We start from the raw sequence: 22,963 nt of genomic DNA, 5'->3' as shown, positions 1-22,963 counted from the left end.
CTTTACTTGCCACGTTGGAACATTTTTAGCATTCTTTGGGTAACAAAGAATCCACCAAAAATATTGATACTAGCAATCAAAATAGCAACGAAGGCAATCGCCGTAGTTAAGCCATTATCATCACCGACTTGCAATATTGCACCGACTAATATAATACCGGATATAGCATTAGTAACTGACATTAGTGGTGTATGTAATGAATGGGTTACATTCCATACTACGTAATAACCAACTACACATGATAAAGCAAATACAGTAAAGTGGCCTAAAAAGCTCTCAGGCACAGAGTTTGCTAACCAGAAATAGGCAATAATTAATAAAGCAAAAATACCATATTTTTTGGCTGGTGACATTGGTTTAGGTTCAGGTTTAGCCACAGGCTCAACCGCTTTTTTCTGTGGTTGTGCTGAAACTTGAATCGGTGGTGCAGGCCAAGTGATTTCTTTATCTTTGACTACAGTTACGCCACGAATAACCACATCTTCAAAGTTGATATCAATATTACCATCTTTTTCTTTGGCAAGTAATTTTAATAAATTAACAATGTTGGTGCCGTATAATTGTGATGCTTGTGCTGGCATACGGTTAGCTAAATCAGTATAACCAACAATTTTAACATTATTATCAGTTTCGAATACTTCACCTGGTTTAGTTAATTCGCAGTTACCGCCAGTTAATGCTGCTAAATCAACAATAACACTGCCTGGTTTCATTGATTCAACCATCTCTTTTGAGATAAGTTTTGGTGCAGGTTTACCTGGAATTAATGCTGTAGTAATGATGATATCAACATCTTTAGCTTGTTCAGCGAATAATGCCATTTCGGCTTCGATAAATGCGGCAGACATTTGTTTAGCATAGCCGTCACCAGAGCCCGCTTCTTCTTCGAAATCTAATTCTAAGAAGTCAGCTCCCATACTATTAATTTGTTCTGCAACTTCAGGTCGGGTATCGAATGCACGAACAATCGCACCTAAGCTAACCGCCGCACCAATTGCAGCAAGACCCGCTACACCCGCACCAATTACTAAAACTTTTGCTGGTGGCACTTTACCTGCAGCAGTAACTTGCCCTGTAAAGAAACGGCCGAACTGGTTTGCTGCTTCAATAACTGAACGGTAACCGGCAATATTAGACATTGAACTTAATGCATCAAGAGATTGAGCTCGTGAAATACGAGGTACACAATCCATTGCCATTACAGTAATATTTTTAGTTGCAAGTTTTTCTAAAAGATCTTTATGTTGAGCAGGATAAATATAACTGATAAGTGTTAATCCCTCTTTCATTAGAGCGATTTCTTCATCAGTTGGCGCATGAAATTTTAAAATAAGATCATTTTGCCAAATATCCTTTGTACTTTGAATAGTGGCTCCAGCATCAATAAAAGCTTGGTCTTCGAAATGAGCAGCATGTCCAGCACCTTGTTCTACTGAAACTGTAAATCCTAGTTTTAACAGTTGTCCAACGGTTTGAGGTGTTGCTGCAACTCTAGCTTCATTGGCTAACCGTTCTTTTGGTATACCGATATGCATTGCGTTACATCCTTATGTTAAGAAAGATTATTCATGTTTTGCGATTTTAGCATAAATTAGCGACAGTGCGAGTAAGGAATTAATTTTTTATTATCGAAATTAGATTATTATTTTTTATGATAACTTGATATAGGGTTATGAGTTATAGCAAAAGTATAATTGTTTTGCTGATAGTTATTACTAATAGACGTGACAATAATAAGATGGATAGTTTTCATTAAATTTTACTATTTTTAAAGCAGTCGAGTTTAACCTATGTTTGTTCCGTTTGCTTCTGTTTTATCTCATAAGTTATGATTATTATCACTCTTTTAATGATTTAATCCAGCTATACTTTGAATTAATCATCAAGAGGTTTACTTTATGTTCTTAGAAGAAAGACAAAAAGCTATCTTAGATTACTTAGATAAACATGAAAAAGGTAGTGTTCAATATTTTTCGGAAATATTTAAAGTATCTAAAGAGACTATTAGAAAAGATCTCTCTACGCTGGCGAAACAATTATTAGTTATTCGTTGTTATGGTGGAGCCATGATTAAAAGGCATAGATTAGTAAGCAATATTACTGATAAAGAGTGTATTACCTCATTAATGACAAGATATGATAAACAGAAATTTAAAAAACGAGGAGACAGAATGAACGGTAATGTTTGTATTTTAGGTTCATTTAATGTTGATATTGTTGCACAAGTGGCAAGATTTCCCAAAGGCGGTGAGTCAATTCTAGCGCAAAAAAGTATGATTGGTCCAGGTGGAAAAGGTGCTAATCAAGCACTTGCTGCAAGTCATGCCGATGCAAAAGTTCATTTTGTCGCAAAAGTTGGAACCGATCAATTTAGTCAATTTGCTCATGATCATCTATCTTCATCAAAAATTAACTCATTTACTTTGTATCAATCAGATAAAGAACCTACCGGCAATGCTGTCATTTATGTTTCTGAAGAGAATGGCGAGAATATGATTGCCATCTATCCTGGTGCAAATTTAACAATTACTGATAAAGAAATTGTAATGTTAGAAAGTTATCTCAAACAATCTGATATTCTATTAGTTCAACTTGAAAATAATATTGATGCCGTTTTAAATGCAATGAAATTAGCTAAAGCAATGGGGGTTAAAGTGGTGTTAAATCCCGCGCCTTATTCTAAAGATATTCAACAGTTATTATCTTATATCGATATTATTACTCCGAATGAAACTGAAGCAAGTTTAATGTCAGGAATTGAAGTTAATGATTTCGATAGTGCCAAGCTTGCAGCAGAAAAAATTTATTCATTAGGTATTCAAACAGTCATTATTACTTTAGGTAGTAAAGGTTCTCTTATTTATGATGGTAAACATCATCAACATATTAAGCCTTTCTTAGCTGTTCCTGTTGATACAACTGGTGCTGGCGATGCTTTTAATGGAGCTTTTTGTGCTTCATTGGCTAAAGGAGAAACTCTTTACCAAGCAGCAGTTTATGCTTCAGCTTTTGCATCTTTAGCCGTTGAGCGTGAAGGTGCATCAAATATGCCATCGCATCAAAATGTGCTTAAACGAATGGCAAAGATATAAATTTACTTGAGGAACCGATTTATGATGAATCAGCCAAAAAAAATTATCCTTGATTGCGATCCCGGTCATGATGATGCTATCGCACTTTTATTAGCTCATGGTAATCCAAATATTGAATTGCTAGCGGTAACTACGGTTGTTGGTAACCAAACATTAGAAAAAGTAACTCGTAATGCATTATCTGTTGCACGTATCGCTAATATTACTAATGTTCCCTTTGCTGCTGGAGCGGTAAGACCTTTAATTAGAAATGTAGAAGTGGCACCGGATATTCATGGTGACTCTGGACTTGATGGCCCCGTTTTACCTGAACCGGCAATTCAATTAGATAAAAGGCATGCTATTGATTTAATTATTGATACCATCATGTCTCATCCCCCTAAAACAGTCACATTGGTTCCAACAGGCGGTTTAACTAATATTGCAATGGCGGTACGTAAAGAGCCGAAAATTGTTGAACGAGTAAAAGAAGTTGTTTTGATGGGTGGTGGGTATCATGTTGGCAACTGGAGTGCTGTTGCTGAGTTTAATATCAAGATAGATCCAGAAGCAGCTCACATAGTATTTAATGAAAAATGGCCAGTTACTATGGTTGGATTAGATCTTACCCATCAAGCATTAGCTACACCAGAAGTAATTGAAAAAATATCTGCAATAAAAACAAAACCAGCTAAATTTGTTTTGGAAATGTTGGAATTCTTCGGAAAAATGTATAAACAAGCTCAAGGTTTTACTTATCCGCCAGTTCATGACCCTTGCGCTGTTGCTTATGTTATTAATCCTGAGTTAATAAAAACTAAACGAGTACCAGTTGATATTGAATTGACAGGTACATTAACTTTAGGAATGACCGTGGCTGATTTTCGTTTCCCTCCTGATGATAGTTGTCATACTCAGGTTGCAACTGAACTTGATCATACTGGTTTTTGGGATTTAATTGTTGACTCCCTAGAACGAATAGGTGAGGTTAATCTATGATTGAAAAAAGTAAAGATAAATCCAATGTATTTACACTGATGATGGCTTTGCTTGCTGCATGTGTTGCTTTCCAACTTAATGCTAGTATGTTAAGCCCTGTATTAGTAACCATAGCAAAAGAGTTAGGAACTAATGATGCTGCTGTTGGGCTATCGCAAACCTCGTTTTTCACAGCAGCAGCTTTATTTTCATTATTTTTACCACGATTAAGTGATATAAAAGGGCGAAAAAAAGTCTTAACTGCTATGTTATTAATCATGACATTAGGTACAGTTTTAGCTGCTGTTGCACCAAATATTGAAGTGTTATATGCCGCTAGGATTATTCAAGGTGTCTCAGGGCCAGTCGTACCTCTATGCTTGTTAATGTTAAGTTTTGAAGTAAAAGATGTTAAACAGTATGGTATGTTAATGGGAATAATAACAGCAGTAAATGGTGGTATTGCTGGTGTTGATGCGATAGCTGGCGGTCTACTTGCTACTCATTTCGGATTTCGTTCTGTATTTTGGGTTATAGCTATAGTTGCCGCAATTTCCACTTTCTTTGTTCATCGTTTTGCCTCCGAATCTAAACCATCGGCAGGCACCAAAATGGATTGGTTAGGTGTTTTACTAATTGTCTTAACCATAGCTGCGCTATTACTCGCGCTTAATGAAGCGGGTAAACTGGGTAATGCAAATTGGTTGATTGTGGTAGGATTAACACTATTTGCTATCTTATGTTTTATTCTGTTTTGGCATGTAGAAAAAAGAAATAAACAACCCCTTGTTACCACCCATCATTTGAAAAAACGTGCTACATGGGCTTTGTTATTAACAACAACTTTAACCATGACAGGTATTTTCGCTATTGTTAATGGTTTAGTTATGTCAATTGCTCAAAATCATGAGATTGGCTTTGGATTAGAAGCTGATTGGGCTTCACTCATTTTTCTAACTCCTTATGCTTTAATTGGTTGGTTTGTGGGACCATTTTCTGGAAGATTGGCACCAACAATGGGGTATAACAATGTGCTAAAATTAGGTCTTGTGGGCTGTGTTATTGGCATCTTAGTTATTATGTTTTATGGCATTCATTCTCTACCTATTTTATCCGTAGGGGTTATTGTGCTAGGTATTTTCTACGCAGGCATGGCCAATATTATTTTGAATGGCCTAGGTGTTGTTTTATCACCTAGCGAAAACCCAGGTTTTCTACCAGGTATGAATGCTGGGGCATTTAATTTAGGCGCTGGCTTAAGTTTTGCATTATTACCAGCAATTCAAATGATGAATGGTAACTCAATTGATGGTTATTTCAATGGCATGTTACTTGGATTAGTGATCACGGTATTAGCTCTACTTTGTAGTTTTCTTATACCTCGTCCAATCAATGCTGAAGTTTAATCAGATGATTAATAGGAAACGGGATAATAATCCCGTTTTTTGTATATAAATTAATCTTCTTCAGGAATTAGTGTAAAAACTAGAGTGGTAAAAAACTTATCTTGTGTTGCTAATTGGTTATCTTTAAGCGGAAAACCAATTTCAACGCCAATAACGTTTAAACCTTGGTTTGGCACAATAATAGTAGTTTGACCTTTATCATCTGTTTTCACTGTTTTATCTAAGTTATTCACCACATCAACAATAACTGCTGTGTTAGCTAGTGGTTTTCCATCTTTATACACAGTAATTGGTAAACTATCACCACGTTTCAATTTTGTCGGATCAACAGAAGGAACGATTTGTAAAGGAATATCTTCAACCATTTTAGGGTTATTAACGGATGATAAATAATTAACGCTATATTTTATGGCGTGAGTGCCATTACTGGCTCCTTTAACTTTATTCATGGGTAAATTAACATACTTACCTTCTGAATTTTTGGTCCAATAGCCATAATCAAAATCAACCGTTACTACCGCTGTTTGATCTGACGGTTCAATAGTCACAAAATTATCATGTGACTTTTTAGATATCGGTAGCAGTGACCAATTACTATTATAAGCTTTAACATCTTTTACACTTTCAGTCTTATAACCATTGTCTAAAGGCCCTTCACCTAAAACAATTTGTTTTTGATCGACTCGATTAGTAATCCATATACCATGAGCAATTACTGATTGTGAAACCAAACCAATAAAAGTCCCCAATAAAATTGATAATAATACTTTTCGCATAAATACCTCTACATTTTAAGTGAAAACGATAATCATTATCATTTTTATATTTACATAAGTCAATTCAAACCTAATGTTAATTAGATAATAAATTTGCGTTTTTTGTAATGGCAATTAGCGTATTTAAAAAAATTAATTATTGATTATTACTTCTAATAATAAATCCTAAACTTAGCTATTTTTAACTACTACAATTTGTTATATAATCGATAAAATTTTGTCCATAACACAATATATTGTGTTTCTCATATTATTTTAAGATGTCAGGCTTGCTGAACATCCTTAATTAAGGAATCACTATGATGGATTTTTCCCAATCAGTGCCAGAACTGGTCTCTTGGGCAAAAAAAAATGATTTTTCGATTGCTTTGCCTGTTGAGCGATTAGCCTTTTTGTTGGCAATAGCTGTATTAAACAGTGAACGCTTTGATGGTGAAATGACTGAATCTGAATTAATTGATGGTTTTCGACATGTTTCACACATTTTTGAGCAAAGTGAAGATACTATTACTGTCCGTGCGAATAATGCGATTAATGATTTAGTACGCCAGCGTTTAATCACACGTTTTGCTAGCGAAATGACCGATGGTTATTCTATTTATCGATTGACACCTTTGGGAATTGGTATATCTGATTACTATATTCGTCAACGAGAATTCTCGACTTTACGTTTATCAATTCAACTTTCAATTGTTGCACAAGAATTAAAACGTGCCGCAGATGCTGCTCTTGAAGGTGGTGATGATTTACATTGGCATCGTAATGTTTTCGCACCTTTAAAATATTCAGTAGCTGAGATCTTTGATAGCATTGATATCACTCAACGAGTGATGGATGAACAACAAGCTGATGTAAAACAAAATATTTCTGCATTATTAAGTCAAGATTGGCAGGCGGCAATTAGTAGCTGTGAGGGCTTACTGACAGAAACATCGCAAACCTTACGTGAATTACAAGATACATTAGCAGCGGCTGGCGATAAGTTACAAGCTAGTTTGCTGTTAATACAAGATGCGACTTTGGATAATCCTGAGTTAGATAAAATTAATAATGTAGTTATTGATTTACAAGGTAAATTAGACCGAATCATCGGTTGGGGACAAAAAGCAATAGACCTATGGATAGGTTATGATAGGCACGTTCATAAATTTATTCGTACTGCAATTGATTTAGATAAGAATCGAGTTTTTTCTCAACGATTACGCAAATCGATCCAAAGCTATTTTGATTCACCATGGTCACTTACTTTTGCGAATGCTGAACGTTTACTGGATATGCGTGACGAAGAGTTGGCATTACATGAAGCTGAAGTGACTGGTGAGTTACCTTCTGAACTCGAATTTGAAATGATTGAAGAAATTCAAGAGCATATAGTTGCACATATTGAACAAAATCTATTGATCTTTAAACAAGAAAATAAACCACTTGATATGAGTATTGCTATTCATAGTTATTTAGCTCAGTTCCCACGAGAACAGCATTTTGATATTGCAAGATTGTTTATTGATCAGGCTATTCGATTAGGTATTGCCGAAAGTGATTTACTTGGTATTCCTGCCGAATGGAAACCTATTAACGATTATGGAGCTAAGGTACAAGCACATGTCATCAACAGATACTAAAGATATAGAAATGGAACAAACTGCTCATCATCTTGATGAAGTCATGGGACGTATTGCTGCAAGTTCTCAAGCGTCTATAGATAAATATATGCCAGTCAAATTGGCTCAAGCTATTGCCAATCCAATTTTCCCTGAACTAGATAGTTTATTACGCTCAGGTCGCCATATTGGTATTGATGAACTGGACAATCATGCATTTTTGATGGATTTTCAATTTGAACTTGAACAGTTTTATCAACGTTATAATGTTGAGCTGATTCGTGCACCAGAAGGCTTTTTTTATCTCCGTCCTCGTTCAACCACTTTAATTCCCCGTTCAGTTCTTTCTGAATTAGACATGTTAGTGGGTAAAGTATTGTGTTATCTCTATTTAAGCCCAGAACGATTAGCGCATGAAGGTATCTTCACTTTGCAAGAACTTTTTGATGAGCTGGTTTCCTTAGCGGATGAAAGTAAATTGTTGAAATTAGTTAATCAACGTTCAACGGGATCTGACTTAGATCGTCAAAAACTATTTGATAAAGTAAAAACCGCATTAAATCGCTTACGTCGACTAGGCATGATCTTCTTTATTGTAGGTAATGATAGTAGTCGATTTCGTATAAATGAATCTATTTTCCGCTTTGGTGCTGATGTTCGCAGTAGTGATGATGCGCAAGAAGCGCAATTACGCTTAATTCGAGATGGTGAAGCGATTAAAATAGAATCATCACTTATTTTGGATGATGATAATAGTGAAGAACAAGATGAAGATGTTAATGAGGAGATTGAATAATGATGATGGGACACGGTAAATTTCACTCATTAACCTTAATTAACTGGAATGGTTTTTTTGCCCGAACCTTTGAGCTTGATCAACTAGTTACCACGCTTTCAGGTGGTAATGGCGCGGGTAAATCAACGACTATGGCTGCATTTGTCACAGCGCTAATTCCTGATTTGACTTTATTACATTTTAGAAATACCACTGAAGCGGGTGCAACTTCAGGTTCTAGAGATAAAGGTTTACATGGTAAGTTAAAGCCAGGTGTGTGTTACTCTATGCTAGACGTTATCAACTCTCGTAATCAGCGAATTATCTGTGGTGTACGTTTACAGCAAGTAGCAGGGCGTGACAAAAAAGTAGATATTAAACCTTTTTTAATACAAGGTTTGCCAGTCAATATTAGTCCAACTGAATTGGTAACAGAACGTTTAAATGATAAACAGGCTCGAATTTTATCATTACCAGAATTAAAAGATAAAATTGAGTCAATGGAAGGAGTTATTTTTAAACAATTTAACTCTATCACCGATTATCATTCAGTCATGTTTGATTTTGGTATATTACCGAAACGGTTACGCTCTTCATCTGACCGAAGTAAATATTATCGCTTGATTGAAGCTTCTCTATATGGGGGAATTTCAAGTGCTATTACACGATCATTACGTGATTATTTGTTGCCGGAAAATAGTGGTGTCAGAAAAGCCTTCCAAGATATGGAAGCAGCATTACGTGAAAATAGAATGACGCTTGAAGCTATTCGGGTAACACAATCGGATCGTGATTTATTCAAACACCTTATTACTGAGTCTACCAACTACGTTGCTGCTGACTATATGCGTCATGCTAATGAACGTAGAATTCATATCGAATCGGTTTTAGGATTGCGTCGTGACATGTTTAAAACGCAAGATCTACTGATTAGTAATCAATTTCGCCAAGTTGAAATGGCAAAAGAATTAAAAGAATATCAAGATGCTCAAAGCGATTTAGAAACGGATCTTCAGGCTGCCAATGATCATCTTAACCTTGCGCAAACAGCTTTACGTCAACAAGAAAAAATAGACCGTTATCAAGCGGACTTAGATGATCTGAATTTAAAACTTGAAGAGCAAAATGAAGTTGTCCTCGAAGCCAATGAACAGTATCAAACTTACCGTGATCAGGTTGAACATACTGAGCAAGAAGTTGATGAAATAAAAACCCAATTAGCTGATTATCAACAAGCTTTAGATGTGCAGCAGACTCGAGCAATCCAATACCAACAAGCTATCCAAGCTTTAAAAAATGCTCAGCAACTATGCCAATTACCAAAATTAGGTATAAGTAATGTTGAAAATCATTTTGAAATCTTTGAAGAAAAACAAAAAGAAGTTACTGAACAACTGTTAGAATTAGAGCAAAGACTAAGTGTTTCTGATGCCGCCATTAATCAATTTGATAGAGCTTATCAACTAGTTGTTAAATTAGTTGGGGACGTAGTGCGCAGTGATGCTTGGAGTGCCGCTAGAGAAGCATTAAAGCAGTGGCCTTCACAATGTTACCAAGCCGATCAAGCAGAACATTTACAACTGCAATTAGATGAATTAGAGCAACGCTTTTTTGAGCAAAAAGAAGCTGAATCATTATTAACTCAATTTTGTAAGCGTTTTGGTCATCAACTTAATTATGATGAGCTTGATGAATTTAAACAAGAGCTAGAAGTTCAATTAGACCAAAATGCTGAGCTTGCCAATGAATCAAGTGAAAAACGTATTGAATTTAAGCAAGAGCTTGAGCAAATTCAAACGCAAATTGGTGCTTATCGACAAAAAGCACCAGTATGGTTAAAAGCCCAAGATGCACTTATCGCATTGCAAGAACAAACAGAGCAAACGTTTACTAACAGTCATGCTGTCACGCAACATATGCAACAATTGCTTGAACAGGAACGCACTTTAGTTACACAACGTGATCAAATAAACTTCAAACGCAATCAACTTGATGCACAAATTGAACAACTCAATCAACCAAGTGGTGTTGATGATGGTCGTTTATCGACGTTAGCGGAAAGGTTTAATGGTGTATTACTTTCTGAAATTTATGAGGATGTAACTATTGATGATGCACCTTATTTTTCAGCATTATATGGCCCATCAAGACAAGCTATTGTGGTACCTGATTTATCACTGGTAAAAGCTCAACTAGAAAGCCTGACAAATAGTGAAGAAGATTATCCAGAAGATATCTATTTTATCGAAGGTGATCCATCTTCATTTGACGATAGTGTTTTTGATTGTGAAGAGATGACGAAATCCGTATTGGTTAAAACTGGTGATCGGCAATGGCGTTTTTCCAGCTTTCCTAAGGTACCTTTATTTGGCCGAGCAGCACGTGAAATTCATCTTGAAAAATTATCGGCAGAACGTGATGAACTACATGAACGTTATGCAACAATTTCATTTGATCTGCAAAAATTACAACGTATTGAGCAAAATGTTGGGCAGTTTATTGGTGAATATCTATCTGTAGCATTTGATATCGATCCAGAAGCCGAAGTGCAAAAGTTATCGACAAGACGTAATGAAATCGAACGTCAGCTCTTGGCACAAGAAAGTATTGATAAACAAAATCAACAACAAGTTGCAAATTGTAAAGAGCAGTTAATCACAGTAAATCGATTGGTAGCTCAAATGCATTTATTGGCTGATGATGATTTAGCAGATCGGGTTGATGATCTCCGTGAGCAAGTTGCTGAAGCGCAAGAGGCCGCGCAATATGTTAGTCGTCATCGCCATACTATTGCCGAACTTGAACCAATTGTTGCAGTATTGCAAAGTGATCCTGAGCAGAATGAATCGTTACGTGAGCAGTACAATACTGTTAAAGCTCAGCAGCAAACCATTCGCCAACAAGTTTTTGCTTTAACGGAAGTGATGCAACGTCGTGCTCATTTTAGCTATGAAGATTCAGCTGGTATGTTGAATGAAAATAGTGATCTCAATGAAAAATTACGTGCTCGATTAGAAGTTGTTGAAGGACAACGAGGTGAAGCTCGTCGTCAAATGCAACAGTATCAAGATAAATATAATCAATACAATCAAACATTAGCATCCCTTAAAAGTGCATTTGAAACTAAGCGAGACATGCTTAATGAATTGCATAAAGAGATCGAACAAATTGGTGTTAAAGCGGATGCAATCACTGAAGAGCGAGCTCGTATCCGTCGTGATGAAATTCATCAAAAACTCAATAGTAATCGCCAACAATGCACGTCTTTGGAAAAACAACTTATTATGTGTGAAAGCGAAATGACGCAAATGCAAAAACGCTTAACACAAACACTGCGTGATTATAAACAGTTACGTGAACAAGTTGTTGAAGCAAAAGCTGGTTGGTGTTTAGTGTTACGACTCGTTAAAGAAAACAGTGTAGAACGACGATTACATCGACGAGAATTGGCTTATCTCAGCGCTGATGAACTACGTTCTATGTCGGATAAAGCACTTGGTTCATTGCGTTTAGCGGTAAATGATAATGAACACTTACGTGATGTATTAAGGTTATCCGAAAATCCGAAACGACCAGAACGTAAAATCCAATTTTATATCGCGGTTTATAAACATTTACGTGAACGAATTCGCCAAGATATCGTCAAAACTGATGATCCGATTGAAGCCATTGAACAAATGGAAATTGAGTTGTCACGCTTAACTGAAGAACTTACTTCACGAGAACAGCAATTGGCTATTAGTTCAAAAAGTGTGGCTAATATTATTCGTAAAACTATACAACGTGAACAAAACCGTATACGTATGCTTAATCAAGGATTGCAAGCAGTGGCATTTGGTCAGGTTAATGGTGTTCGTTTGAATGTTAGTATTCGTGAGGCACACTCTTCATTATTAGCTGCATTAGCTGATGATCAAAATGAACATCAGGATCTATTTAGTAATAATCGTATAACCTTCTCAGAAGCGTTAGCCAAACTTTATCAACGTTTGAATCCACATATTGATATGGGGCAACGAACTGCACAAAATATTGGTGAAGAGTTGCTAGATTATCGAAACTATTTAGAGATGGATGTGGAAGTTAATCGTGGCGCTGACGGTTGGTTACGCGCTGAAAGTGGTGCATTATCAACCGGTGAAGCGATTGGTACAGGTATGTCTATTCTACTAATGGTTATTCAAAGTTGGGAAGAAGAGTCTAAACGTCTGCGCAATAAGGATATTTCACCATGTCGCTTATTATTCTTAGATGAAGCGGCACGTCTGGATGCTAAATCGATTGCAACGCTCTTTGAGCTTTGTGAACGATTAGAAATGCAACTTATTATCGCTGCTCCAGAAAATATCAGTCCGGAAAAAGGTACCACCTATAAATTAGTGCGTAAAGTGATCAACAACCAAGAACACGTACATGTTGTTGGATTGAAAGGCTTTGCTTAGTTATTACTGACTAAAAACAGTTTCGCCGGCTATTGCCGGCGAAACTGTTATTTAATGTTGATTAATTATGTAAGCAATGGTTAATTTCAACTAGCCTACATCATTAATGAATATCCAACACAGCATGAAAGGCCTCTTGTGGAATATCAACACCACCAAATTTACGTTGTCTAATCTTATTCTCTTTAATATTTTTAGCGATTTTTTTCTTTTTCGATGCCGAACCCGAATAGCCACGACCGGTGACACTTTTACGTAAAGGTGGAATGTCTTCGCGTGCAATGACTTTATTTTCGACTACTGATTGAACCGGCATTGGGTAGAGTTTGCGAGGAATAACATGTTTCATCTTCTGCACAATTTGTTTACCTCGTTCAAAACTTTTATCTCGAGGTAAAATAAATGAAAATGCATCGACAATCTCATCATTCAACCAAATATCCATTTTTACCAAATCCGATGCAATATAGCTTCTATCACGATAATCTATAGATGCATAGCCATGAGTAATCGATTTAAGTGAATCATAAAAATTGTATGCAATTTCTGAAATTGGCAGTTTAAAGGTCAACTCTGCCATTTTATTATTTAGATAAATCATATCGACGTAGATACCTCGTTTTTCCTGACAAAGTTCCATAATTTCGCCAATATTTTCCATAGGAATAATAATTACTGCATCTATAAATGGTTCTTCAATATAGTCAATTTTTTCAAAACTCGGTAACAACATAGGATTATTAACATTGATGATTTCACTATTTTTTAATGTTACACGGTATTCAACACTAGGAAAGGTAGAGAGAATTTCGATACCATATTCTCTTTCAAGTCTTTCTTGAATAATCTCCATATGTAAAATACCGAGAAAACCACACCTAAAACCAGCCCCCAATGCCATGGAATTTTCTTGTTTATAAATGAAAGCCGAATCATTAAGCGATAATTTTTCAACCGCATCTTTAAGTTTTTCTTGGTCTTCATTTTTTATTGGAAATAATCCAGCATAAACCATAGGTTTGACTTCTTTATAACCAGGTACTGCTTCGGTATTTGGGTGATTAGGATCAATTAGGGTATCACCGACTTTAACATTTGCGACGATTTTAATATTAGTCGAAATATATCCAACTTCACCTGCATCAAGTAAATCAACAGTTTTCATTGCTGGTAAAAATACGCCCGTTTGTAATGCTTCGAACTCAATATCACTTTTGAGCATTTTAATTTTCATTCCGGTATGAATGGCACCGTTAAAAACGCGTACGTGTAGCACTACACCGCGATACACATCATAATGAGAATCAAAGATTAACGCTTGCAGTGGCTTATCTTTATTACCTTCTGGCGCAGGAATGTTTTCAACGATTGATTCTAAAATATTATCAACTCCTACGCCGGTTTTAGCTGAAGCTAAAATAACTTTATCTAAGTTTATGCCATCTAACTCTTCGATTTCTTTAATCACGCTGTCAACATCCGCATTCGGCATATCGACTTTATTGATAACTGGAATAATAGTTAAATTCTGCTCTTGAGCCAGTTTTAAATTAGCGATTGTTTGTGCTTGTACGCCTTGGGTTGCATCAACTAGCAACAAAGCTCCTTCACAAGCAGCTAAACTGCGCGAAACTTCATAATTAAAATCAGTATGTCCAGGGGTATCGATGAGATTAAGCTCATATTCAATATTATTTGAAGCTTTATAGTACATGCGCACAGTTTGTAACTTAATTGTAATACCACGTTCTCTTTCGAGATCCATGTTATCTAATAATTGCTCTTTCATATCACGTTCAGAGACAGTATTGGTCATCTCAATTAATCTATCTGCCAGTGTTGATTTACCGTGATCGATATGGGCAATAATACAAAAATTTCTTATATTATTTGGGTTCATGTTAATTTCTCCCATACTTTTCTTAAATGTTGGCGTGAACTATAATGGTTAGAGTAACTCTAAGTCAAGTTTGGCCAAATTATCATACTTGCTAATCTATTTAATTGATTTTTATGAAAACATAGGTATAAATATGGTAAATATAAATGATTGTATTGCATCAATTGCACAAAATGGTGAATTAAACCAAACACCTAAATACTCGGTGACTAAAGCAGCAAAACTATTAGGCTTGTCAGCCCACACGCTTAGGTATTATGACTCACTTAATCTATTTCCATTTTTACAACGCGATCAAAATGAAAAACGGTTATTTTCTGATGCAGATTTACAGTGGGCAAAATTGATTGAATGTTTACGTAACGCCAATATGTCAATTAAAGATGTTCAACACTATGTCAAGCTGTGTCTTAAAGGTGATGAAACGTTAGACGAACGTTTAGCTATCATCAATCAACAAGAAAAGACGTTAATGGATACTATTACCCTATTGAACGAACAATTAGCGTTATTGCAGTTTAAGAAACAATATTATAAAACAGCTCATCAAATAACAAAATAAGCTTTAAGCCTTGTATTTGTTAGTTTTTATGTGTTTTAAAGGATTTAAAAGAATGTTAATGAATATTGAATTGGTGCGTGGGCGGGAATTGAAAAATGTCTTTTAAACCCTTCTGGATAAATAATTTCTATTTTTTATATTTGTTAGTGTATCCTCATTCGTACCCCAAAAATAAGAAGTGACCCCTAAAATTGTGTATTTTAATTACTCACTTATTTTTGATTTAAAGTTGATTTTTCGCGTATGTAAAAATCTGTCTGAAGAGGCTGTACCCAAATTTGAGTGTTAAAGAAATTAACCCACCCCCATTAAAATAAAATTTTATAAAAAACTATGCATACTATACATGATTTCTTGTAAGCCTTATTTTGTAATGGTTTGTGCTATGTATGGTCTACATTTTAACCCTGCATAACTCTACATTTTTACTGTACATAATTCAGTGATGTAAAAATTTATTACTAGATTAGCTAAATAATGGGCTATTTATTTTTTATGATTTTGATTATTCCAAGTCAACTATAATGTTATACTTATATGAGTAAACTCACATGCAGTTAATTTGTATTTTCTATATCCAACATCTTTAGGAGATTATAATGAATAGAGAAACATTATTTAACTATGCCAAAAAACATTTTCATTCAGAACCTAACTATCTTTGGGAAAATTTACCTAACTATGCAGTATTGCGCCATCATCAGGATGGTGATAAATGGTATGCTATTGTTATGAATGTATCTGGCTCAAAACTTGGGCTAAAAGATGATAAAGAGATTGATGTTCTAGATATTAAAGCAAGACCTGAACATATAGGCTCTTTAAGGAAAAAAGAAGGTATTTTGCCAGCATATCATATGAATAAAGAACATTGGATCAGCATTATTCTTTCTGGACATTTATCAGATAAAGAAATATTCGATTTACTTAACGAAAGTTATCACTTAACTTCAAAGTAATTTTAGCCTTAGCTTTAATATATTTGTTTATTTCATTAAGTATCTATTTTGTATTATACAAAAAACCGCCAATCAAGGCGGTGTAAACAGTAATAAACAATTAGCTTTAGATAGGCTCATCTGCTTTAGGTAACCGATTTATACTGCCTATTATGATTTCTAACTTTGTTCATCTTCACCAAATTTTTGGATACAAAAATCAATAAAACATCTTAGTTTAGGTAGAACATGTCGATTAGATGCATAAAGAATATGCATGGGTCGGGTTGGCACGTGATAGTCAGGTAAAAGATGAACTAACAGTCCTTTTTCTATTGCTGGTGTCACCATTTCGGCTGATTGTAACATAATACCTAATCCAGCAATGGCTGCTGGTAATAGTGCATCACCACTGTCGGTCATAAATCGCCCTGATACAGGTACAGAAAAATGACCTTCAGCTCCCTCAAATTGCCAATGAGTTTGTAATGTTGTGTGAGAAAAACCTAAACATTCGTGATATTTAAGATCTTTTGGCGAATTAATCGGTGGCGAGGATTTTAGATATAAAGGAGCTGCACACAAAATCAATTTATAAGGTTTTAATTTTCTTGCAATTAATCCACTATCAGGTAATTCGCCAACTCTGAAAACTAAATCAAATCCTTCATCAATTAAATCAACAATACGATTAGTAAGTGATAAATCAATGGAAATTTCTGGATAAGTACTTAAAAATTCGGGTAACTTTGGTGCTAATGCATGAGTGCCAAATGTTATTGGTGCACTAATCTTAATTCGCCCTCGAGGTGTGGCATTAATTTGTGCTGCAATCGCTTCTGACTCTTCAACTTCGGCAAGAATATTTTTGGCACGTTCATAAAATGCGCGTCCTACTTCGGTTAAGCTCTGGTGACGAGTTGTTCTATTTAACAAACGAACATTTAGGTGTTCTTCAAGCATGCGGACATGTTTACCGACTAATTGTGGTGACATATTAAATACGTTTGCTGTAGCCGAAAATGAGCCTAATTCAACGGCTTTCACAAAAACAGACATAGAAGTTAATCTATCCATTAGAAACAATTTGTTTTTAAATATGAAATATAACTGAAATTTATCACTTTTTATTTCTATTGTATAGTTTTATCAATTCATTCATAAACAGGAGAAAAAATGAAAATTGCTATTATTGGAACAGGAAATATGGGGACAGGACTTGCAAATGTACTTGCCACAACAAATCATGATATTGTAATTGCAAGCAGAAACTCAGCAAAAGCTCAGACTCTCGCAAAAAATATCGGTGCTGAAAGTGGTTGTATTGAAACCGCGGTAAAATCAGCCGAAATGGTGATTTTAGCACTACCTTATCAAGCCGTAAAAGAGGTATTACTCTCTTGTGGTGATTTAACCGATAAAATATTAATTGATATCACTAACCCAGTTACGCAAGACTTTAAAGAGTTACTGATTGGGCATGTCACATCAGGCGCAGAAGAAATTCAAGCATTGGCACCAAAGGCGAAAATCGTAAAAGCATTTAATACTATCTTTGCTCAATTATTACCTACATCAGCACGAACAAAACAAACTTTGCAAGTTTTTATTGCTTCTGATGATGATAACGCGAAAACCGTTGTATCAAACATTGCTAATTCAATTGGATTTGAACCGATTGACGCTGGTTCTTTGTGTAATAGTCGTTTTATTGAACCTATTGGTGCAATGAATATTCATTTTGCCTTTTTCCTTGGGCAAGGACCAACAGTAGCCCCGATTTGGGTCAAAGCATAAATACGAAAATAACAGCCAATTTTGTTATTTAATTTATAATGAACAAAATGATATTAAAATTTATATTGCTAAATAGTCGCCATGTACGGTCTATATTTTAACTCAACATTCGTACTATACAAAAAAACCGCCAATCAAGGCGGTTTAAACATTAATAAATAATTAGCTTTAGATAGGCTCTTCTGCTTTAGGTAACCAGTCTTTACTAGCGTTTAAATTAAGTTCTAAATTAGTTTTAACCCCTACTGTAAAGCGCTTCTTCATGTATTGCTTGCCGTTCTCGTTTAATGCGTAACTTAAAGATGTACCGAACTGGGTAAGGGATAGGGGATTGCTTAACCCTGTGTTGCAGATGTATTCGACATAAGCATGGTAAAGATACTTTCTTAGATTAAAATGAATAACAAAATAGGCTTTAAGCCTTGTATTTGTTGGTTTTGATGTGTTTTAAAGGATTTAAAAGAATGTTAATGAATATTGAATTGGTGCGTGGGCGGGACTTGAAAAGCAAGTGTTAAACCTTTTTAGTAAAAGTGTTTTATCTATTTAAAATTTACTTCGTATACCTAAACGTATACCTAAAACGAAAAGTGACCCCTAAAATTGGGTATTTTTAGTACTCACTTTTTTTGATTTAAAGTTGATTTTTCGCAGATGTAAAAATCTGTCTAAAGAGGCGGTACCCAAATTTGAGTGTTAAAGAAATTAACTACCCCCCATTAAAATAAAATTTTATAAAAAACTGTACATACTATACATGATTTCTTATAAGCTTTATTGTATAAGGGTTTGCGCTATGTATGGTCTACATTTTAACTATACATAACTCTACATTTTTACTGTACATAATTCAATGATGTAAAAATTTATTACTAGATTAGCTAAATAATGGGCTATTTATTTTTTATGATTTTGATTATTCCAAGTCAACTATAATGTTATACTTATGTAAGTAAACCCACATGCAGTTAATTTGTATTTTCTATATCCAACATCTTTAGGAGATTATAATGAATAGAGAAACATTATTTAACTATGCCAAAAAACATTTTCATTCAGAACCTAACTATCTTTGGGAAAATTTACCTAACTATGCAGTATTGCGCCATCATCAGGATGGTGATAAATGGTATGCTATTGTTATGAATGTATCTGGCTCAAAACTTGGGCTAAAAGATGATAAAGAGATTGATGTTCTGGATATTAAAGCAAGACCTGAACATATAGGCTCTTTAAGGAAAAAAGAAGGTATTTTGCCTGCATATCATATGAATAAAGAACATTGGATCAGCATTATTCTTTCTGGACATTTATCAGATAAAGAAATATTTGATTTACTGACTGAAAGTTATCACTTAACTTCAAAGTAATTTTAGCCTTAGCCTTAATATATTTGTTTATTTCCTTAAGCATCTATTTTGTTTAATACAAAAAACCGCCAGCCAAGGCGGTTTAAACATTAATAAACAATTAGTTTTAGATAGGCTCTTCTGCTTTAGGTAACCAGTCTTTACTGGCGTTTAAATTAAGTTCTAAATTAGTTTTAACCCCTACTGTAAAGCGCTTCTTCATGTATTGCTTGCCATTCTCGTTCATTGCATAACTTAAAGATGTGCCGAACTGAGTTAAGGATAGAGGATTACTTAATCCTGTGTTACGGATGTATTCGATATAGGAATGATAAAGATACTTTCTTGGATTAAATGGCATAATGCCAAGATTCCCTATTAACATACCGTTAGGATTGTCTAACGCATCAAAATAACTACAGAAATCAACTAAATGGTCAGATTCTCTTTTAATAGACTTTGCTTCTTCTGATTGTTGCTGTTTATGTAATCGTTCTTTAGCATCATTAGGGTTAGCAAACTCATTAAGTAACAACCTCACAATTGAGGGTAGCTCTTGCTCTATTTTGCTAACCAAGTTTAAATCTCGCTCTTTTTCTGGTATAACCTCGTCAAAGTGAAATATTACCCTACGCCTTGATATGCCGCCATTTCGCTCATTAAATCGCATAGCTTCGTTGTTGATTACTAACACTACCGCGGGAATCTTACAGGAATAGGGCTGTTTGTGTTTAGGGTCAATTGCGACCTCATCACCGCCCGTAATTGCTTTTAAACCTGCACCACTGCCCATATATCGCGGTTGGTCTGGTAAAATGATAAGAGAGTAACCAACAACTAGCGCCCTGTCTCTTGCCTTTTCCAGCGATTCCATTGTACCTATAACAGTATTGTTTTTACCTGATAACATAGTTGCGATTTCAGCAAATACACTTTTACCGCTACCGCCTGCGCCTGTAACCTCTAAGAATAATTGCCAGTCATAACGATTAGCTAATATCATATAAAGCCCAGCTAGTATATTCTTAGCCTTATCTTGGTTACCTGATGCTCTTTTTAGCCATTTAGCAAAGTTCGGCGCGTGAGTTTCAAAAGATTCTTTTTCTTTGGCAGGGTAATAATCAATGTTATTACTCACCAATAACCAATCTTGCTTATTGTGTGGTCTGAAAGTTTGTGTCTTCAGCTCATAAACACCATTTTTAAAACAAATTAAATCCGTTTGAGCGCGACCCATTGCAGGTAAAGATAATCTGAGGGTTTCAACCGCTGAACTTATGCGCATAGGGTTAAATGGCTCACCTGATTGATTAAATAAATCGGCTAATGTCCGCATTAAGACTTTATCGCTAATGGGTTGCCATGCATTAGCTTGATAGTGATAAATTTCATCAGTAGTTAAATTAATGGCGAGGTTATTGTGATAATGCTCATTTAACAATTCGGCGCGCTGACTGGATGCCATTTGTGATAAATTCATGTTTTGGGTTTCAACTTTTTTCAAGTTTTGGTTGTTATTATTTGTTAAGGTTTGAACGTTAATTTTTGATAAGTTTTTATCGAATAAAACTGAAGTTTTCTGAAGTCCAAACTGTTGCCTATAATCATCCCAATCACATTTATAATCTGTATCGGGGATTGTGTAATAACCATTTACCGCAGTAGCCGCTTCTATCGCTTTTTCTTTACCCGTGTTTTTATGACTCCCTATATCATTATCACCAGCAATGATAATATTTGCGGTAGAATTAACCTCACGGACAGCTTTAGCCACATGAATAAGATTACCTGCATCAATAGCAGATATCACCAATGACCGATGGCGGAATTCCGATATCGATATACCTGTAGCTAATCCCTCGCAAATAATAATCTCGGTAGCTGTGAGTAATTCTTTGCTTACCTCGTCAGGTCTGCCCAATTTTGGGTTAACCCATATAAAAGCACCTTTCTTATTTGAGCCTCTCATTAAGCGCTTATTTCCGTTTGGCTCGATAAATTGACCGCCTGTATATTCACTGTTGATATTAATCAAAGGGACAAAGATACGGCCATCATCTAGCAAGGTTAAATCGAACGTTAACCCTTTTTCAGTGAGGTAATCCGATTGACCTAATATTGCTTTAGATAGCAAATAATTAACCTTTTTACATACAGGATTTTCTGGTATGTTGTCTTGTAGGTCGGATTTGAAATCCGAGCTTGTGGAGGTATTCCTTAAATTTAAGTATTCGGCTACTTTATTGCTCGCCTCTTTCGCGTCACAATGATAATAGTTTTTAATAAGTTCTAAGCCGTCACCGCTACCGCATTGATTGCAGATATACGTACCGCGCCCATCTTTATTATCAAACCTAAATCTATCTTTACCACCGCAGATAGGGCAGGGGCAATGTTTGCCATTACCCACATCGATACCTAATGAACTAAAGATTGATTGCCATTTACCTACCGCTTGGGTGGTAATTTCATTTATTTTCATTACCGCCCCCCTTAATGGATTGTCCCGTTAGATTCAGCTTTGATATCTTCGACTAAATCAATAAACAATGTTGAAAGTAATTCTTGTCCTAATGAGGTTAATGCTAAAGGGGCATCTGTACTTTCTATGTACATGTCTTTCAACATTCCATAAGTTCGATTTAATCCCTCTTTTTCGCCAAAATCCTCAATCAAGCATTGCTTAAGATTGATATCTAAACCTAAGACAATTAAATCTTTGTTAATATCAATCTTAGTGCCTTCATGAATAAATACCTGACTATCATTTTTGTTAATCTGCTCAATTAAAAATAAACTTGCTACTATCGCCATAGTTGAATCAACGATGATATGGTGAATTGCGGTTATTTTTTGGTTATTATTCATTATCGTTAACTTCCTTATGATTAAGTTTATAGTCGAGTAAATTAATCTGATTTGAAGCAAAGCAAGCAATGTTTTTTAATTGTGCTAATAAGTAACCAATGTCGCGTATATCGTCTTTAAATTGTTGTTCCTCATATTCTTCACATTCAGAAGCCCAAAATAACAAATTACCTATAGCACCGATTCCCCATAGAATTGATTGTCTGAGTTCTTCTAAGTGTGCTTTTGCGTGTAATAAGTTTTGTGGTTGGATATCAGCCTGATATAAATTCAAGACGGATAAAAGGTTAGGTAGGTCATATTGCCCATTTTTAGGGCATAGGGTATCATTATTATTAGCCATAATCATTACCTCATTTAATGGTTTGGTTAGATCCCTCGATAGTGTTGGTAGCACTTCGGGGGATTGTTTTTTAGCACCACAAAATTTACTTGGTGCATAAACACTATAAAATAAAGTGCATAAACACGTCAATGCTTTTTCTAAACAATTTTTTAAT

The 22,963-nt window shown here is 35.2% G+C and carries 18 protein-coding genes; 10 read left to right on the top strand and 8 right to left on the bottom strand.

Features of this window, described 5'->3' with window-relative positions; all coding sequences use genetic code 11:
• Positions 1-2: 2 nt before the first annotated feature.
• Entirely contained in the window at positions 3-1,535 is a 1,533-nt protein-coding gene (pntA, locus tag H3U97_RS05375; RefSeq protein WP_034902289.1) for a Re/Si-specific NAD(P)(+) transhydrogenase subunit alpha, read from the bottom strand.
• A gap of 363 nt (positions 1,536-1,898) precedes the next feature.
• Here pntA and rbsK point away from each other — a divergent pair, with 363 nt between their 5' ends.
• From rbsK to H3U97_RS05360, 3 genes are read left to right on the top strand one after another with little or no spacing between them, the layout of a single operon-like run.
• Entirely contained in the window at positions 1,899-3,092 is a 1,194-nt protein-coding gene (gene rbsK, locus H3U97_RS05370; protein ID WP_198198451.1) for a ribokinase, read from the top strand.
• A 24-nt stretch (positions 3,093-3,116) separates the two neighbouring features.
• Positions 3,117-4,070 carry a nucleoside hydrolase gene (locus tag H3U97_RS05365; protein WP_370527995.1) on the top strand — a complete coding sequence of 318 codons (954 nt, stop codon included), beginning with the start codon at positions 3,117-3,119 and terminating at the stop codon, positions 4,068-4,070.
• On the top strand, positions 4,067-5,455 hold the full coding sequence (locus tag H3U97_RS05360; RefSeq protein ID WP_198198450.1) for an MFS transporter: 1,389 nt from the start codon (positions 4,067-4,069) through the stop codon (positions 5,453-5,455). Before H3U97_RS05365 ends, H3U97_RS05360 begins: the two co-directional genes overlap by 4 nt.
• A 50-nt stretch (positions 5,456-5,505) precedes the next feature.
• Here the strand turns inward: H3U97_RS05360 and H3U97_RS05355 are convergent, their stop codons facing one another.
• The gene (locus tag H3U97_RS05355; RefSeq protein ID WP_034902283.1) at positions 5,506-6,231 is read right to left on the bottom strand and encodes a DUF4198 domain-containing protein; all 726 of its coding nucleotides are present in this window, start codon (positions 6,229-6,231) and stop codon (positions 5,506-5,508) included.
• Positions 6,232-6,530: 299 nt separating this feature from the next.
• Between H3U97_RS05355 and mukF the strand changes: the two genes are divergently transcribed.
• Genes mukF through mukB form a run of 3 tightly spaced genes read left to right on the top strand, consistent with a single transcriptional unit; the run spans position 6,531 to position 13,049 of the window.
• Positions 6,531-7,853 (top strand): chromosome partition protein MukF, encoded by a 1,323-nt coding sequence (mukF, locus tag H3U97_RS05350; protein ID WP_086353907.1) that lies wholly within the window; start codon positions 6,531-6,533, stop codon positions 7,851-7,853.
• 43 nt (positions 7,854-7,896) lie between these two features.
• Entirely contained in the window at positions 7,897-8,628 is a 732-nt protein-coding gene (gene mukE / locus H3U97_RS05345) for a chromosome partition protein MukE (RefSeq protein WP_081298793.1), read from the top strand.
• A 2-nt stretch (positions 8,629-8,630) separates the two neighbouring features.
• Positions 8,631-13,049: a chromosome partition protein MukB gene (mukB, locus tag H3U97_RS05340; protein ID WP_198198500.1), complete on the top strand. Its 4,419-nt coding sequence runs from the start codon at positions 8,631-8,633 to the stop codon at positions 13,047-13,049.
• Between the two features lie 103 nt (positions 13,050-13,152).
• Here mukB and lepA read toward each other — a convergent pair whose 3' ends face one another.
• Positions 13,153-14,949, bottom strand: a complete 1,797-nt coding sequence (gene lepA / locus H3U97_RS05335; protein WP_232343749.1) for a translation elongation factor 4 — start codon at positions 14,947-14,949, stop codon at positions 13,153-13,155.
• Between the two features lie 133 nt (positions 14,950-15,082).
• On the opposite strand from lepA, the gene H3U97_RS05330 reads away from it, so the two are divergent.
• Entirely contained in the window at positions 15,083-15,511 is a 429-nt protein-coding gene (locus tag H3U97_RS05330) for a MerR family transcriptional regulator (protein WP_198198448.1), read from the top strand.
• Between the two features lie 599 nt (positions 15,512-16,110).
• Positions 16,111-16,470: an MmcQ/YjbR family DNA-binding protein gene (locus H3U97_RS05325; protein WP_039105503.1), complete on the top strand. Its 360-nt coding sequence runs from the start codon at positions 16,111-16,113 to the stop codon at positions 16,468-16,470.
• Between the two features lie 159 nt (positions 16,471-16,629).
• Here H3U97_RS05325 and H3U97_RS05320 read toward each other — a convergent pair whose 3' ends face one another.
• A complete protein-coding gene (locus H3U97_RS05320) occupies positions 16,630-17,526 on the bottom strand; it encodes a LysR family transcriptional regulator (RefSeq protein WP_086361242.1) in 897 nt (298 codons plus the stop codon).
• A 99-nt stretch (positions 17,527-17,625) separates the two neighbouring features.
• Between H3U97_RS05320 and H3U97_RS05315 the strand changes: the two genes are divergently transcribed.
• Positions 17,626-18,246, top strand: coding sequence for an NADPH-dependent F420 reductase (locus H3U97_RS05315; protein ID WP_065577681.1), 621 nt, complete (start codon positions 17,626-17,628; stop codon positions 18,244-18,246).
• A 168-nt stretch (positions 18,247-18,414) separates the two neighbouring features.
• Here H3U97_RS05315 and H3U97_RS05310 read toward each other — a convergent pair whose 3' ends face one another.
• Positions 18,415-18,648, bottom strand: a complete 234-nt coding sequence (locus H3U97_RS05310; RefSeq protein WP_081298780.1) for a primase-like DNA-binding domain-containing protein — start codon at positions 18,646-18,648, stop codon at positions 18,415-18,417.
• A gap of 608 nt (positions 18,649-19,256) precedes the next feature.
• Between H3U97_RS05310 and H3U97_RS05305 the strand changes: the two genes are divergently transcribed.
• Positions 19,257-19,616 (top strand): MmcQ/YjbR family DNA-binding protein, encoded by a 360-nt coding sequence (locus H3U97_RS05305; protein WP_037489287.1) that lies wholly within the window; start codon positions 19,257-19,259, stop codon positions 19,614-19,616.
• 106 nt (positions 19,617-19,722) lie between these two features.
• Here the strand turns inward: H3U97_RS05305 and H3U97_RS05300 are convergent, their stop codons facing one another.
• The 3 genes from H3U97_RS05300 to H3U97_RS11600 are packed head-to-tail and all read right to left on the bottom strand — an operon-like array spanning position 19,723 to position 22,938.
• Positions 19,723-22,077, bottom strand: a complete 2,355-nt coding sequence (locus tag H3U97_RS05300) for a primase-helicase zinc-binding domain-containing protein (protein WP_198198446.1) — start codon at positions 22,075-22,077, stop codon at positions 19,723-19,725.
• 11 nt (positions 22,078-22,088) lie between these two features.
• On the bottom strand, positions 22,089-22,463 hold the full coding sequence (locus tag H3U97_RS05295; protein WP_198198445.1) for a hypothetical protein: 375 nt from the start codon (positions 22,461-22,463) through the stop codon (positions 22,089-22,091).
• On the bottom strand, positions 22,456-22,938 hold the full coding sequence (locus H3U97_RS11600; protein WP_198198444.1) for a hypothetical protein: 483 nt from the start codon (positions 22,936-22,938) through the stop codon (positions 22,456-22,458). The genes H3U97_RS05295 and H3U97_RS11600 overlap by 8 nt, the downstream gene beginning before the upstream one ends.
• Positions 22,939-22,963: the final 25 nt, after the last annotated feature.

The organism is Gilliamella sp. W8128 (genome assembly GCF_016100545.1).
GTDB lineage: Bacteria > Pseudomonadota > Gammaproteobacteria > Enterobacterales > Orbaceae > Gilliamella > Gilliamella apis.
Note: the sequence above shows the minus strand (reverse complement) of the source record. Positions and strands in the feature narration are given on the sequence as shown.

Excerpts from the sequence above, each read along its gene's own strand:
- H3U97_RS05320 (WP_086361242.1), bottom strand. The coding sequence starts at position 17,526 with ATGGATAGATTAACTTCTATGTCTGTTTTTGTGAAAGCCGTTGAATTA.
- H3U97_RS05330 (WP_198198448.1), top strand. The coding sequence starts at position 15,083 with ATGGTAAATATAAATGATTGTATTGCATCAATTGCACAAAATGGTGAA.
- H3U97_RS05365 (WP_370527995.1), top strand. The coding sequence starts at position 3,117 with ATGAATCAGCCAAAAAAAATTATCCTTGATTGCGATCCCGGTCATGAT.
- H3U97_RS05300 (WP_198198446.1), bottom strand. The coding sequence starts at position 22,077 with ATGAAAATAAATGAAATTACCACCCAAGCGGTAGGTAAATGGCAATCA.
- H3U97_RS05315 (WP_065577681.1), top strand. The coding sequence starts at position 17,626 with ATGAAAATTGCTATTATTGGAACAGGAAATATGGGGACAGGACTTGCA.
- mukB (WP_198198500.1), top strand. The coding sequence starts at position 8,631 with ATGATGGGACACGGTAAATTTCACTCATTAACCTTAATTAACTGGAAT.
- pntA (WP_034902289.1), bottom strand. The coding sequence starts at position 1,535 with ATGCATATCGGTATACCAAAAGAACGGTTAGCCAATGAAGCTAGAGTT.
- H3U97_RS05360 (WP_198198450.1), top strand. The coding sequence starts at position 4,067 with ATGATTGAAAAAAGTAAAGATAAATCCAATGTATTTACACTGATGATG.
- rbsK (WP_198198451.1), top strand. The coding sequence starts at position 1,899 with ATGTTCTTAGAAGAAAGACAAAAAGCTATCTTAGATTACTTAGATAAA.
- mukE (WP_081298793.1), top strand. The coding sequence starts at position 7,897 with ATGGGACGTATTGCTGCAAGTTCTCAAGCGTCTATAGATAAATATATG.
- H3U97_RS05355 (WP_034902283.1), bottom strand. The coding sequence starts at position 6,231 with ATGCGAAAAGTATTATTATCAATTTTATTGGGGACTTTTATTGGTTTG.
- H3U97_RS05325 (WP_039105503.1), top strand. The coding sequence starts at position 16,111 with ATGAATAGAGAAACATTATTTAACTATGCCAAAAAACATTTTCATTCA.
- mukF (WP_086353907.1), top strand. The coding sequence starts at position 6,531 with ATGATGGATTTTTCCCAATCAGTGCCAGAACTGGTCTCTTGGGCAAAA.
- lepA (WP_232343749.1), bottom strand. The coding sequence starts at position 14,949 with ATGAACCCAAATAATATAAGAAATTTTTGTATTATTGCCCATATCGAT.
- H3U97_RS05295 (WP_198198445.1), bottom strand. The coding sequence starts at position 22,463 with ATGAATAATAACCAAAAAATAACCGCAATTCACCATATCATCGTTGAT.
- H3U97_RS05305 (WP_037489287.1), top strand. The coding sequence starts at position 19,257 with ATGAATAGAGAAACATTATTTAACTATGCCAAAAAACATTTTCATTCA.